Annotated in this window: 10 protein-coding genes; 8 read left to right on the plus strand and 2 right to left on the minus strand. The window is 74.2% G+C overall.

Translation table 11 applies throughout. The annotated features are described in order from the left end of the window. Positions 1-17 precede the first annotated feature (17 nt). Together AB0I21_RS22120 and AB0I21_RS22125 are read right to left on the minus strand one after the other, a co-directional pair. Entirely contained in the window at positions 18-2528 is a 2511-nt protein-coding gene (locus AB0I21_RS22120; protein WP_360563694.1) for a GTPase-associated protein 1-related protein, read from the minus strand. Positions 2529-2607: 79 nt separating this feature from the next. Continuing rightward, on the minus strand, positions 2608-3609 hold the full coding sequence (locus AB0I21_RS22125) for a hypothetical protein (RefSeq protein WP_360563696.1): 1002 nt from the start codon (positions 3607-3609) through the stop codon (positions 2608-2610). A gap of 542 nt (positions 3610-4151) precedes the next feature. Between AB0I21_RS22125 and AB0I21_RS22130 the strand changes: the two genes are divergently transcribed. From AB0I21_RS22130 to AB0I21_RS22165, 8 genes are all read left to right on the plus strand, one after another. Beyond that, a complete protein-coding gene (locus tag AB0I21_RS22130; protein ID WP_360563698.1) occupies positions 4152-4391 on the plus strand; it encodes a hypothetical protein in 240 nt (79 codons plus the stop codon). A 363-nt stretch (positions 4392-4754) separates the two neighbouring features. Further along, positions 4755-5330, plus strand: coding sequence for a TerD family protein (locus AB0I21_RS22135; RefSeq protein WP_344504522.1), 576 nt, complete (start codon positions 4755-4757; stop codon positions 5328-5330). Between the two features lie 237 nt (positions 5331-5567). Beyond that, the gene (locus tag AB0I21_RS22140) at positions 5568-6782 is read left to right on the plus strand and encodes an HpcH/HpaI aldolase/citrate lyase family protein (protein WP_360563700.1); all 1215 of its coding nucleotides are present in this window, start codon (positions 5568-5570) and stop codon (positions 6780-6782) included. After that, positions 6779-8119 carry a phosphoribosyltransferase family protein gene (locus AB0I21_RS22145; protein ID WP_360563702.1) on the plus strand — a complete coding sequence of 447 codons (1341 nt, stop codon included), beginning with the start codon at positions 6779-6781 and terminating at the stop codon, positions 8117-8119. The genes AB0I21_RS22140 and AB0I21_RS22145 overlap by 4 nt, the downstream gene beginning before the upstream one ends. Further along, the gene (locus tag AB0I21_RS22150; RefSeq protein ID WP_360563704.1) at positions 8116-9246 is read left to right on the plus strand and encodes a cysteine protease StiP family protein; all 1131 of its coding nucleotides are present in this window, start codon (positions 8116-8118) and stop codon (positions 9244-9246) included. Before AB0I21_RS22145 ends, AB0I21_RS22150 begins: the two co-directional genes overlap by 4 nt. Then, on the plus strand, positions 9243-10061 hold the full coding sequence (locus AB0I21_RS22155) for a hypothetical protein (RefSeq protein WP_360563706.1): 819 nt from the start codon (positions 9243-9245) through the stop codon (positions 10059-10061). Before AB0I21_RS22150 ends, AB0I21_RS22155 begins: the two co-directional genes overlap by 4 nt. Before the next feature lie 28 nt (positions 10062-10089). Beyond that, positions 10090-11568 (plus strand): TerD family protein, encoded by a 1479-nt coding sequence (locus AB0I21_RS22160; protein ID WP_360563708.1) that lies wholly within the window; start codon positions 10090-10092, stop codon positions 11566-11568. Positions 11569-11618: 50 nt separating this feature from the next. Next, positions 11619-13337: a TerD family protein gene (locus tag AB0I21_RS22165; protein ID WP_360563709.1), complete on the plus strand. Its 1719-nt coding sequence runs from the start codon at positions 11619-11621 to the stop codon at positions 13335-13337. Positions 13338-13360 lie beyond the last annotated feature (23 nt).

A 13360-nucleotide genomic window follows, 5' to 3' on the forward strand; every position in this document is an offset into this window, starting at 1 on the left:
GCCGCGCCGGGGCGGGGTCAGTGGTTGCCGAACGGGTGGATGAGGCGGCAGATGCGGCGCTGCGAGCGGACGTGCTCCAGGTAGGCCGCCCAGGACGCGGACCAGGCGGGGCCGAAGCCGGCGATGAGCTCGCCGACGCGGCGCAGCTGGCGGCTCGAGGCGCGGGTCGCCCAGCGCAGGACGGGGGCGGTCAGGACGGGGCGGAGGCCACGGCTGTCGTTGTTGTGCATGAGGTGGTAGGCGATGACCGCGTGCCGCTCGTCGCCCGGCTTGCGGAGCAGGTCGCTGAGCAGGGTGACGTAGTGCTCGACGACGCCGGGGTGGCGGCGCAGGACCGCGAGCAGCTCGCGGGGCGGGGCGCTGCGGGCGAGGGCGGCGGCCACGCCGGGGGCGTGCAGCGTGACCAGGCGGGCCGGCAGCTCCTCCAGCTCGTGCAGCAGCGCGACGACCGGCCCGTCACCGAGCGGCCTGCCGGCCGGACCGGCGGGGGCCGTGGTCAGGCGGCGCACCACGGCGCGCAGGACGCGGTCGTCGGCGAGCAGCTGGAAGAGCCGGCGGTGGCGGGGGACCAGTCCGGCGTCGACGAGCCGGTGGGCGACGTCCACGTCCTCGTGCGCCAGCGGCGCGTCGCCGACCAGCCGGCCGATGAGCCCTTCCAGGGTCTTCGCCGGCAGCACCACACCGGCCGGCGCCAGGCGCTTGAGCAGCCGCAGCTCGTCCACGGACGGGTCGGTCAGGCTCCACAGGGCGGCGGCCGTCGACAGGAACCGGTCGGGGTCGTGGGACGCCGCGGTCAGGTGGTGCTCGACGAGGTCGGCGCGTTCGGCGCTGTCCGCGTCGTCGCCGACCGCGCCGGCGAGGACGGCGTCGGCGAGCGGCGGCTCCAGGGTGGTGATGCGCGGCAGGAGCCACCGCCACCAGCCGGCGGCGATGTCGTGGCGGCGCACCGGGACGGCCTTGACCCGCCGGGTCAGCTCGTCGACGAGCGCCGCGGTGAGCCGGTCGCCGCACGGCCACAGCCCGGGGTCGAAGCCGGCCCGCGGGTGCCCGGCCCAGAACTCGACGAGGTCCCGCCCGCGGTCGGCGAGGTCGGACGGCTGGACGTCGATGCCGAAGCGGCCCGCGACCCGCAGCAGCGCCTCCGACCCGAGCGGCGCGGGCCCGGCGTTGAGGGCGGCGAGGACGAGCCGGCGGGCCGTGGTGTTGTCCGCGGCCGTCCACTCGCCGTCGGGCAGCGCGGGCGGCACGCGGGTGGCGACCTCGGCGCGCAGCGCGGCGGCGTCGGTCTCGCCGCGCAGCAGCGCCAGCCGGACGGCGGCGGCCCGCCCCGGCAGGAGCCCGTCGGCGGCGGCGTCGTCCAGCGCCTCGAGGACCGGTCGCGGCCATGGCGTGACGGAGCTGGTGAACATGTCGGTGATGCCGCCGGTGTACGCGCGGCGAAGCGCCTGCGGGCCGTCGCGCAGCCAGCCGGCGATCGCCGCGGCGTGCGCCAGAGCCGGCTCGCGGCGCAGCACGGCGGCGAGGCCGAGCTCGGCGGCGGCGTCCGGCTCGAGACCGCAGGCGGCGGCCAGGTCGAGCGCCTCGACGACGGCCCGCGGGTCGTCCTGCAGGAACCCGCCGACCCATCGCAGCGCGTGCGCCGTCGGCGTCGTGGCCGGGAACGCGCCGGCCGCCAGGTCGAAGACGGCGTAGCCGCGGCCGGTGAGCCCGGCGGCCGTGGCGGGGTCGACGCCGACCACGGGGACGCCCGCGGTGGCGGGGTCGCCGGCGTTGACCTCGAAGCCGAGGGCGAGGGCCCGCGCCGGCGGCAGCAGCAGCGTGCCGGCGGTGATCCACTCGACGATCCGGGTGGCCTCCGCGCCGACGAGCACGACCACCGGCGCGTCCGGCTCGCCGGCCCGGTCCAGCGCGGACACCAGCGCCAGGAGCATCGCGGCGCCGCCCGGCTGGGCCGCGACGCGCTCCCGGACCAGCGCCGGGGTCAGCGTCGTCGCCGGCCCGCCGCCGGCGAGAGCCCCGCCCGGGACACGCGGCACCGGCAGGCCGGCCGGGTAGGCCAGGGCAGGACCGCCGAGCGGACCCGGCGGCGGTGACAGCGGTGACGTGGGGGAGTCCTGCGGCACGGCAGCCGGCGGGACGGACCCGACCGGCGGAGCGGCCTCGACCGGAGGGGCGGACCCGACGGGCGAGGTGGGTGCGACCGGCGGGGCGGAAGCGAGGGGCGGAGCGGACGCGGGGGGCGGGGACCACAGCGGGGCGCCGAAGAGCTGCGCCGGCCGCAGCGTGCCGTAGTCGGCGGGGTCGTCGGTGACGATGCCGTGGCTGACCTGGCCGGCGTCGCCCAGGTGCCGGCGGAGCGTCGTGGCGAACGAGCCGCCGGCCGCAACGTGGCGGAACGACGGCTGCGGCGGGTCCCCGGCACCGGGCTCGTCCCGCCCCGCCGGCTCGTACAGCAGCACCGTGCGCACGGCGCGGGTCCCCCCGCGGAAGGTGGCCGCGGACCGCTCCCGCCGCGTCTCGTCGTCCATGCCGTCGCTCCCATCCTCGCCGCCCACGGTTCGGCGCTCTCTGACGGACCGGTCCGTCAGAGAGAAGGGAGCGGTGGGTCTACAGGTCCTCGACGACGGCGAGCACCGCGGCCACGATGTCCCGGATGCGGCCCTGGTCTCGCAGGATGCGGCCGACGTGGTCACCCGCGGTGTCGCTCAGGCGGGGCCCGCCGTCCAGGGCGGGCACGGCACCGTCACCGAAGGCGACGGCGATGACCTCGGCGACGACGGTGCCCGGGTCCTCGCCGGCCCGCAGCCGGGTGCGCATCGCGGTCATCGCCAGGTGGGCGAGCTCCCGCATGTACAGGTCGTCGCGCTCGCCGACGTCGATGAGGCTGAGGGCGGGGGTGTCCTGGTCGCCGGCGGGGCACTCCGGGGCGTACCGGGGCACCGGCACGTGCTTGTGCCCGAGGGGGCCCTCGACGTAGCGCTCGTACCACTCCCGCTTCGCCCGCATGACCCGCAGCACCGCCTCGATGTCGTGGCGCACGTCGACGGAGCCGTCCCAGTCGCCGGTGAACCGGCAGCGCAGCGCCGTCCAGCTGTCGACGGGCCACACGTTGGTCCCCGCGGTGACGGGGTTGCCGACCCAGTTGAGCATCTGCACGGCGAGGTGGACCAGCCAGCGGTCGCCGCCGAGCCCGTCGACCAGCCATTTCGGGGCACGGGGGCGCTGCAGGGCGCCGATCTCGCCGCGCCGGCGGCGGTGCCCGTTGACGGTCGCGGAGTTGATCAGGCCGCAGATCCACGCGTCGAGGTTGTCGATGGGGGCGGTCGCCCGCCGGACGACGTCGTGGACGACCGCCTCGACGTCGTCGTGGAAGCGGTCCAGGCAGTCGTCGGTCAGGTGGCGGACCGACACCGCGCACGCCGGGTGGCCGCGCCTGCGCTCCATGGCCTGGGTGAGCCCCGTGTAGACGACCGGGTAGACCACCGAGTAGGCGCCGCCGGTCAGCCGGAGGCGCTCCGGCTCGTCCGCTCCGGCGACGGTCGCCGCGAGCGTCCCGAGCCTGGCCAGGCTGCGGACCTCATCGGCCGCCGTCGCCAGAAGTCGAGGCATGACGATTCCCCTTCGACAATTTCCAGGCTCGCGTGAGCGGGCAGGCAGGATGTGATGCTGCGCCGAATCGCCGTGTTGCACGCACATGTCAGTCTGGCATTGCATATTTGCAAGGGAACGGCACGAACCGGCGAATCGGAGATCGATCAGACCGGTGCGGCTCGGCCTTTCGGCCACCGGTTCCGTCGATCGGCACCGCGGCGTCAACGGTTCGCCTTCCGCCGTTCATGAACGAACGACCCTGCCCGGGCGGCCGGGCCGCCGCTGCGGTGCGTCGGGACCGACGGTGCCGGCCAATGCGTGCGGTTCGCCCGCTTTGAGGTCATGTGATCGTCGATGGTCAATGTGATTTCGCGTGCCGTCCGTCAAAGAACATCCGGGCCGTGAGGGCGCGCCCGAGGACTGAGCGTGGAGGGGCGTCATGCGCGGTTGCACCTGGCCGGCAATTCCGGTCGCCGGTGGGAGGGCCGCCGGACCGGCGTCCGCGCGGCGGTCCCCGGCTGCGGCCGACCCTTCGGGCGCCGGTCTGGGAGCATAGGGGCATGGCCACCCCGCCCACGGACCCGCCGGCTGACCGGATCACCGAGCTGCTGCACCGGGAGCTACGCACCGCGCGGTCGGCGGCGATGGAGGAAGGGGCCAGCCCCGACGAGATCACCGCGGACCTGACCGAGCGGGTCGCCCGGCTGCGCCGCCTCAACGAGGCCGGCTGGCGCCCTGGCCGCGGCGGCGACCCGTCGCAGGCCGCGCCGGACGCTCCCGACCCCGCCGACACCCCCTGACCGGGTGCCGGCCCGGGTTCCCAGCGAATTCGCAGCAACGCCCGCGGGCCTGCGCCAAGCGCCGCCGCCGTCGCCTTCCCGATCGGTAAGCTCGGCCGTGACCTGCGACGACGTGGACCGTGCCGGCCCCTGGCGGGGCCGGGTCCGTGTGGGAGGTTGATCAGGGGCTTGGGGGCAGCCACTACACTCGCACATGAATTTCCGGTGCAATCGATAGCTCCTGTCGTCGGCGGCTCCACTGATCTGCGACTCTTTTCGCGGCAGTCGGCACGTTCATGGCGGCCTTTCGAAATGGTCCGGACGGTTCGGACCGCATTTGCAACAGCGGGGGATGCCCCGCATACCGAGTAGTTGGAGGAGTTCGTGGGAGTCAGCCTCAGCAAGGGCGGCAACGTCAGCCTCACCAAGCAGGCGCCCGGCCTGACGGCCGTGTCCGTCGGTCTGGGCTGGGATGTCCGGACCACGACCGGCGCCGAGTTCGACCTGGACGCCAGCGCGATCATCTGCGGCGAGTCCGGCAAGTCCCTCTCGGACAAGCACTTCGTGTTCTTCAACAACCTCGCGTCGCCGGACGGCACGGTCCAGCACCAGGGTGACAACCTCACCGGGGAGGGCGAGGGCGACGACGAGCAGATCAACGTCAACCTGGCCGGCATGGCCGCCGAGGTGAGCAAGATCGCCTTCCTCGTGTCGATCTACGACGCGGACGGCCGCTCGCAGTCCTTCGGCCAGGTGTCCAACGCCTACATCCGGGTCGTCGACCAGAACACCGGCGCCGAGCTCACCCGCTACGACCTGTCGGAGGACGCGTCGACCGAGACCGCGATGGTGTTCGGCGAGCTCTACCGCAACGGCGGCGAGTGGAAGTTCCGCGCCGTCGGCCAGGGCTACGCGTCCGGCCTCGCCGGCATCGCCCGGGACTTCGGCATCAACGTCTGACCCTGACGGGTCCCAGCACCACCGCCGCGGGTCGCCCATCCTCACGGACGGACGGCCCGCGGTTCCGTACCCACCGGTCCGTTACGGGCAGCGACCGCAGGCTCACGCAGTCCGATATCCGCCACGGGGGTTTTCAGGTCCATGCCGCTCGAATTCACAAACCTGACCTAAGGTCCAGGTCGCGCGGCGGCACCGCAGCACGCAGTCCCGCCCGGGTCAGAGAAGAAAGGACACCGAGTGCGCTACTTCTCCCACCTGGACGGGTTGTCCGCCGGGGCCCTGTTCCACCGGCTGCCTGCCACGTTCTCCCAGGACAGTCCCCCCGACGTGCTCGCCATGGCGCTCGGCGCCACCCTGTACTCCCCGGCGGTGCGTCCACGCCTGGCCGAGGACATCCTGCGCTGCCACGCCGAGGGCGTGATGAGCATGGTCGGCTGCCTCGAGGACTCGATCCGCGACAGCGAGGTCGACGAGGCCGAGCTGAACCTCGCGCACCAGCTGCGCCTGCTCGCGCGCATGGAAGCGGGCGGGCCGCTGGTCTTCGTGCGGGTCCGCCACTGCGACCAAATCTACCGGCTCGCCGACCGGCTCGGTGACGACCTGCGGATCCTCAGCGGGTTCGTGCTGCCGAAGTTCCGCCCCGACGAGTCCGGCCAGGCGGGGCTGAAGGCGGTCCGGGAGATCGCCGACGGCAGCGGCCTGCCCCTGTACGCGATGCCGGTCCTCGAGACCCCGGAGATCGCCTACGCGGAGACCCGGATGCCGACCCTGCTCGCCGTCCGTGACATGCTCGATGGCAACCGCGACCGGGTCCTGGCCGTCAGGGTCGGCGCGACCGATCTGAGCAGCATCTACGCCCTGCGCCGGACGGCGGAGCTGACCGCGTGGGACGTCAACGTCGTGGCCGGCATCCTGACCGACATCGTCAACGTGCTGGCCCGCCGGAGCGGCAGCGGCGGCCCAGGGTCGCCCACCGCGGGAGCAGGGTACGAGGTGACGGGTCCGGTGTGGGAGTACTTCTCCGGCGGCGAGCGGGTGCTCAAGCCGCAGCTGCGGGTCACGCCGTTCGAGGACCACGACCCGATGCTCCGCACGAAGCTGGTGCGCCAGTCCCTGGACGGCCTGATCCGCGAGATCGTGCTCGACAAGGCCAACGGCATGGTCGGCAAGACCGTCATCCACCCCAGCCACGCGGCGGCCGTGCACGCGCTGAGCGTCGTCAGCCACGAGGAGTACTGCGACGCGAAGGCGATCTGCGAGGACTACGCCGGCGACGGCGGCGGCGGGGTGCTGCGCAGCGTCTACATGAACAAGATGAACGAGGTCCGGCCGCACCTGTCGTGGGCGGAGCGGACCCTGGTGCGCGCCGACATCTTCGGCGTGGCCGCCGAGGGCCTCGACTTCGTGGACTTCCTCGAAGCCTCGGTCAGCAGCAGGGAGCCGGTGGCGTGAGCGAGATCTGGTCCGGCACGTGGGTGACGGAGCGCCTCGACGTCCGGCTCGTCGACGCGGACGCCGGCAACCCGCGGGTCGCGGACCTGGCGGGGCTCGCCGTGCGGCGCAACCCGCGGCGCGCCCACCTGGTGGTGTCGCAGGTCCTCGGCAAGCACGTGCCCGCCGACCCGCACACGATCTACGCCGCGGGCCGGCTCCTCGGCCTCCGGGCGGCCGCCGTCCTGGGTGCCGAGACCGACCCGGCCGCCGGCTGGGACACGCGCGACTTCGACGAGGTCAAGGTCCCCGACGGTCCGCCGCTGGTGGTCGGGTACGCCGAGACGGCCACCTCCCTCGGGCACGTCGTCGCCGACACGTTCGCCGACGCCGACTACCTGCACTCCACCCGCCGGTCCGTGCCCGGCGTGGCGCTGCTGGGCAGGTTCGACGAGGCGCACAGCCACGCGACCGAGCACCTGCTGCTGCCCGCCGACGCCGGCTGGCTCGACCGTGACGGCCCGCTCGTCCTCGTCGACGACGAGCTGACCACGGGCCGCACCGCCCAGGCGACGATCCGCGAGCTGCACGCCGTGCGCCCCCGCGACCGGTACGTCGTCGCCGCCCTGCTCGACCTGCGGACCGCCGCGGACCGGACCGGCTTCGCCGCGCTCGGCGAGGAGCTCGGCACCCGCATCGACGTGGTGTCCCTCGCCGCCGGTGAGGCCCTGCTCCCCGGCGACGCCCTCGAGCGCGGGCGGGACCTGGTGGCGGCCCTGGACGTGCCGCAGCCGCCGCAGCGACCCGGCGACGCCCCCGTGACCAGGATCGACGCCGAGTGGCCGGCCGGCCTGCCCGAGGGCGGCCGGCACGGGTTCGCCGCCGTGCACCGCCCCACGCTGCTGGACATCGCCGACCGGCTCGCGTCGCTGGTGTCCGCGGGGCTGCCCACCGACAGCTCCGACGCGCCGGTGCTGGTCCTGGGCAGCGAGGAGCTGATGTACGCGCCGCTGCTGCTGGCCCGCGCGCTCGCCCGGCACCGGCCGGTCCGCTTCTCCTCCACGACCCGCTCGCCGGTCCTGCCGGTCGACACGCCCGGGTACGCGATCCGCACCAGGCTCACGTTCGCCGCGCACGACGGCACCGACACCGACAAGCCCCGCTTCGCGTACAACGTGCGCGGCTTCGACCGGATCGTGCTCGTCGTCGACCGGACCGGCGATTCTCCCGCACTGTGGGAGGACGGGGGGCTGGTGGCGGCGCTGCGCGGAGTCTGCCAAGGTGTCACGGTCGTGGTCATCCCGGACCTCCGGCCGGCAGTCACCCGAGCAACGGATCCGCAGGAAGGTACCCGGTGAACGTCCAACCCCCACCGCCGCTGCACGGCCCGGACTTCTCGTCCTACGCCGCGTCCGAGGTGAGCTGGCTGCTGACCGACCTTTCGCACGTGACCCTCGAGGCGCCCGCGGAGGAGCGCGAGGCGATGATGCAGGCGAAGGCCGGCCACTACGCCGAGTCGCTGCCGATCGAGTACCAGCCGACGGGGGAGTACCTCGAGCTGTTCCACGAGGCCCTGGCCGCGTCGGCGGCGCGGGTCGCGCACGCCGTCGGCGTCGTCACCGAGCTGGTCATCAAGGCGCGCTCGTCGGATGCGGTGCTCGTGTCCCTCGCCCGGGCCGGCACGCCGGTCGGGATCCTCATGCGCCGCTGGGCGCAGTTCGCGCACGGCGTGGAGCTGCCGCACTACGCGGTGTCGATCGTGCGCGGCCGTGGCATCGACGGTGAGGCGATGCGGCACCTCGCCCGGCACCACGACCCGGCCCAGGTCATGTTCGTCGACGGGTGGACCGGCAAGGGCGCGATCTGCCGCGAGCTGCGCGAGGCCGTCGCGGGGCTGCCCTTCGACCCGACGCTCGCGGTGCTGGCCGACCCCGGCGGCTGCACGGAGATCTTCGGCACCCGCGACGACTTCCTCATCCCGTCCGCCTGCCTCAACTCGACCGTGTCGGGCCTCGTGTCGCGGACGGTGCTCAACGACCGGTACATCGGGCCCGGCCAGTTCCACGGCGCGAAGTTCTACCGGGAGCTGGCCCCCGGCGACGTGTCGAACCTGTTCCTCGACGCCGTCGAGGCGCACTTCCCGGCGGTCGCCGCCGGCGTCGCCGCCGACTGGCCCGTGCTCGCCGCCACCGACCGCACCCCCGACTGGAGCGGCTGGAACATCGCGGTGCGGCTCGCCGCCGAGTACGGCCTCGACGACGTCAACCTGCTCAAGCCCGGCGTCGGTGAGACCACCCGGGTGCTGCTGCGCCGCTCCCCGTGGCGGATCCTGATCCGCCCGGACGCGCACGCCGAGCTCGGCCACATCCTGCTCCTCGCCAAGGACACCGGCGTCCCCGTCGACGAGGTCGCCGATCTGCCCTATGCGTGCGTCGGCCTGATCCGCCCCAAGGGCCCCAGCGGGTTCAAGGGGGCCACGCAATGACGACCGTGGTCGCCACGGACCTCGACGGGACCGTGATCTTCTCCGAGAAGGCGATGTCGCACGGGCCGGTCCGCCCCGCCGACGAGGACCTCGTCCCCGTCGACGTCGACGGTGACCGGATCTACGCGTACATGACCACCAGGGTCGTGCGGCAGTGGACCGGGCTCGCCGACGCCGGCGTGGTCGTGCCCGCCACGACCCGCTCCGTCGAGCAGTACCAGCGGCTGCGCCTGCCCGGGCAGCGCCCCGCGGCGGCGGTCGTGTGCAACGGCGCCCGCCTGCTGGTCGACGGCGAGTCCGACCCGGCCTGGGAGCGGCAGGTGCGCGGGCGCCTCGGCGCGGGCGGCGCGTCGTTCGACGACGTGTGGCGGCAGGCGCAGCGCTGGCGCGACCAGCGCGGCTTCGACGCGGTCCGCGCGGTCGAGGACTTCTTCATCTACCTCACCGTCAAGGTCCGCGAGCTGTGGCTGACGGACTTCGCCGAGGAGACCGCCGGCTGGGGGCGGATCAACGGCTGGAGGGTCTCACTGCAGGGCCGGAAGCTGTATCTTCTGCCCACCGGGCTGGACAAGGCCGCGGCGGTGGCGCATGCCGCCGAGCGGCTGGGCGCGGACCGGGTCGTCGCCGGCGGGGACTCCCTGCTGGACGCCGACATGCTCCGGGCGGCGCACGCGGCGATCCGGCCGGCGCACGGAGAGCTGCACCTCACGGGCTTCACCTCGCCGCACTGCCTGACCACGGCCTCCGCGGGGGCGGCGGCCGGCGACGAGATTCTGGACTGGTACGTGGCGCAGACCGGTGACGGTCGGCCTTGAGGGACATCTGACAAGAGGAGAACAGAGCATGGCCACCGTGCTGGTGAAGGGCCAGAACACCGCGCTGACCGCCAACGACGTGCGCGTCGTGGTGGAGGTCGGCGTCGCCACCGACCTGTCCGCGCTGCTGGTGACGGCGGCCGGCAAGGTGCGCACCGACGCCGACTTCGTCTTCTACAACCAGCCGCAGGGTCCCGGTGTCTCCGTCAGTGACACCGGCGGCGGCAAGTGGCAGGCGGCGGTCACCACCGGCGCGATCCCGGCCGACGTCGACAAGGTCCGCGTCGTGGTCAGCGTCGACGGCACCGGCCAGCGGTTCGGGCAGTTCGCCCCGCCGGTCGCCAAGGTGTACGACCAGGCCGGCGGCGAGCTCGTCCAGTACGTGATCACCGGGCTGGACACCGAGAGCATGGTCATCGCGCTGGAGATCTACCGCCGCGGCGCCGAGTGGAAGGTCCGGGCCGTCGGCCAGGGCTACGCCGGCGGCCTCGCCGACCTGGTCCGCGACCACGGCGTGTCGGTCGACGACGCGCCGGCGCCGGCCGCGACCCCGCAGTCCGCCCCGCCTGCCCCGCCCGCCCCGCAGTCCGCGCCGCCGGTGGCCCAGCCGCCCGCCACGCCGCCGCCGCCCGCCGCGCCGGTGTACACGATGCCCGCGCAGACGGCGCCCGCGCACGTCGCACCGCCGCAGGAGACGCCGGCGTACGGGCAGCAGACCCCGCAGCACAACCCGCCGCCGTACGGCCAGCAGCCCCCGGCCGCCCCGGCCTACGGTCAGCAGCCTCCCGCCGCCCCGTACGGCCAGCAGCCGCCGGCCGCCCCGGCCTTCGGTCAGCAGCCGCCGGCGTACGGGCAGCCGACCCAGCAGATGCCGCCGGTCGCGCCGCCGCAGCCCGCCGCCCCGCCGCAGGACGCCCCGGTCGGCGGCCCCGGCGGCCCCGTCAACCTCAGCAAGGGTCAGCGGGTGTCGCTGCGCAAGCAGGACGGCACGTCGCTCAGCCTGGTCCGGATGGGTCTCGGCTGGGACCCGCTGAAGAAGCGCGGCCTGTTCGGCAACCGCGAGGTCGAGATCGACCTGGACGCCTCGGCGATCCTGTTCGCCGACAAGCAGCCGGTGGACATCGCGTTCTTCAACCAGCTGCGCAGCAAGGACGGCTCCGTCCAGCACACCGGTGACAACCGCACCGGCGCCGGCGACGGCGACGACGAGTCGATCGTCGTGGACCTCAACCGCGTCCCCGCCCACGTCACCTCGATCATCTTCGTGGTCACGTCGTACGAGGGGCACACCTTCGCGCAGGTCGAGCAGGCCTTCTGTCGGCTGGTGGACGAGACGACCCGCGCGGAGCTCACCCGCTATACGCTCTCCGGCGGCACGCCGAGCACCGGCATGGTCATGGCCAAGCTGCACCGCGACGGCAACGCCTGGAAGATGACGGCGATCGGCGAGCCCCAGAACGCCAAGCAGCCGCTGGAGATGATCCCGCAGCTCGCCCGCTTCCTGTAGGGGCCCCGGCAGTCAGGAGTCAGGATCCGTCGGCATCAGGAGGGGGAACAATGACGCTGGTCTTCGTCAAGGGGCAGAACGCGCCCCTGGCGGCGCAGCAGGTCAGGATCATGGTCGACGCGAGCATCGCGGTCGACCTGTCGGCGTTGCTGCTCGCGGAGACGGGACGCGTCCGGACCGACGGTGACTTCGTCTTCTACAACCAGCCGGCGGCGCCGGGGCTGACGTGGCTGACCGGCGGCGCCGGCGGGGCGCAACGGGTCGAGATCGACCTGGCGAAGATCCCCACCGACGTCGACCGGGTCATCGCCGTCATCAGCCCCGACGACCGCACCATGACGTTCGGGTCCGGCCCGGCGCCGGTCGCCCGGCTCGTCGAGGCGACCGGCACGGAGCTGGGGACGTTCGCCATGCAGGGCCTCAGCGAGGAGCGGGCCGTCATCGCCTGGGAGCTGTACCGCCGGGCCGGCGCCTGGAAGGTCCGCGCCATCGGCCAGGGCTACTCCGGCGGCCTGGCCCAGCTGATCGCGGCGCACGGGGTGGACGTCGAGCAGGAGGAGCCGCCGCCGGCGCCGGTGACGTCGTCCCCGCACTTCCCGGGCACGTCGGGGCCGGTGACGTCGTCGCCGCACTTCCCCGGCACCGGCGCGGCCTCCGCCGCCGCCTCGCAGCAGCCGCTGCCTGAGGTCGGCGGCCCCCTGGAGGAGCGCCTCTACCAGCAGGTGTGGTCGATCTTCCAGGACGCGGCCCGGTCCACGTCGGCGCTGCGCTCCGCCGTCGGCTACGCGGAGCAGCGCCGCGACAACGAGGTCGGCGAGCTGCTCAACGACCCGCGGCTGCGTAACTCGCCGCAGACGGCCGCGGCCCGCGCCGAGGCCGACCGCCGCCACGACGAGCTCGTCCGCCGCGCCGAGACGGACCGCCGCCGCGACGTCGACCAGCTCGTCACCGAGCTCAGGAGCCTCGCGGGCACGCTCCCGGCGCCGATGGCCGCCTGGGACAGCCCGCGCTGGCGGGACTGGCGCCTGCCGGAGACGATGACCGCCGGCATCCGCGTCGGCGACGTGCACGTGCCGGAGTCGCCGGAGCTGCGGATCCCGCTGCTGTTCCGGCTGCCGCTGATGCGGGCGCTGTGGATCGACTCGACGGGCGCCGACCGGGCCACGGCCCAGGCGATGGCCCGCTCCGTCGTCGTGCGGCTCCTCGCCGCGCACCCGCCGGGCCAGCTCAGCGTGCAGGTGGCGGACCTCGCCGGCGGCGGCGCCGCGGGCCGCGCCTTCGACGGCGCCCACCTCGGCGGCGCGCCCGGCGGGGCGGCGTCGGTGCCGGTCGCCGCGACCCCGCAGGCGCTCAGCGACATGCTGGAGCACCTCGTCGAGCGGGTCGACCTGGTGCAGATGGCGATGCGCGCCGGCGCGATGGGCTCGCCCTACGAGAACATCGACGGCGGGCGGCGCCTGCTCGTGCTGCACGACTTCCCGTACGGTTTCGACGAGGCCACCTTCGCCCGACTGCAGTACCTGCTCAACGAGGGCCCCGAGGCCGGCGTGCACGTGCTGATGGTCGCCGACCCGGCGGACTCCTCGACGCTCGGCCCCATGGTCGGGGCGGTGTGGCGCTCGATGGCCCGGCTGCCGGTCCTGTCCGGCGACCACATGGGCGACCCGTGGGTGGGGCTGACCTGGACGTTCACGCCGGACGTGACCACGGGCAGCGCCGCCGTCGACGAGATCCTGGCCCGCCTCGCCCGTCAGGCGAACGGGCAGTGATTTCGTGATGAACCGGCCGTGTC

Source organism: Dactylosporangium sp. NPDC050588, assembly GCF_040654975.1.
Classification (GTDB): Bacteria; Actinomycetota; Actinomycetes; order Mycobacteriales; family Micromonosporaceae; genus Dactylosporangium; species Dactylosporangium maewongense.

What these genes read in the sequence shown, in the direction of transcription:
- AB0I21_RS22165 (WP_360563709.1), top strand. Translation starts at nt 11,619, where the DNA reads ATGACGCTGGTCTTCGTCAAGGGGCAGAACGCGCCCCTGGCGGCGCAG.
- AB0I21_RS22160 (WP_360563708.1), top strand. Translation starts at nt 10,090, where the DNA reads ATGGCCACCGTGCTGGTGAAGGGCCAGAACACCGCGCTGACCGCCAAC.
- AB0I21_RS22130 (WP_360563698.1), top strand. Translation starts at nt 4,152, where the DNA reads ATGGCCACCCCGCCCACGGACCCGCCGGCTGACCGGATCACCGAGCTG.
- AB0I21_RS22120 (WP_360563694.1), bottom strand. Translation starts at nt 2,528, where the DNA reads ATGGACGACGAGACGCGGCGGGAGCGGTCCGCGGCCACCTTCCGCGGG.
- AB0I21_RS22155 (WP_360563706.1), top strand. Translation starts at nt 9,243, where the DNA reads ATGACGACCGTGGTCGCCACGGACCTCGACGGGACCGTGATCTTCTCC.
- AB0I21_RS22125 (WP_360563696.1), bottom strand. Translation starts at nt 3,609, where the DNA reads ATGCCTCGACTTCTGGCGACGGCGGCCGATGAGGTCCGCAGCCTGGCC.